Origin of the sequence: Pantoea sp. EKM20T, from assembly GCF_011800485.1 — a bacterium.
Classification (GTDB): domain Bacteria; phylum Pseudomonadota; class Gammaproteobacteria; order Enterobacterales; family Enterobacteriaceae; genus Pantoea; species Pantoea agglomerans.
This window is the reverse complement of the sequence record NZ_JAALFW010000048.1, coordinates 1-270: the sequence shown is the minus strand read 5'-3', so window position 1 is coordinate 270 and position 270 is coordinate 1. Positions and strand designations below refer to the sequence as shown.

Annotated in this window: 1 tRNA gene; it reads right to left on the bottom strand. The window is 52.2% G+C overall.

What is annotated here, in order from left to right:
• Window positions 1-151: 151 nt before the first annotated feature.
• Window positions 152-226: transfer RNA gene (locus HFD94_RS22830), tRNA-Glu, on the bottom strand.
• Window positions 227-270: the final 44 nt, after the last annotated feature.

The following is a 270-nucleotide window of genomic DNA, read 5'->3' as shown; positions in this document are numbered from 1 at the left end:
TTACGGAGGAATGACGCGCTGCGTCGTTTCAATTTTCAGCTTGTTCCGGATTGTTAAAGAGCAAATATCTCAAACGCGGCCCGGCTGCTTACGCAACCAAATCGGTTTTGAGATACTGTATGGAGACACCTTTCACCTGTCACCAAGCAGGTGGCGTCCCCTAGGGGATTCGAACCCCTGTTGCCGCCGTGAAAGGGCGGAGTCCTAACCGCTAGACGAAGGGGACACAAAAGTGTCACGACTTCGCAGCCGTCCTGCTCATTACTTTTT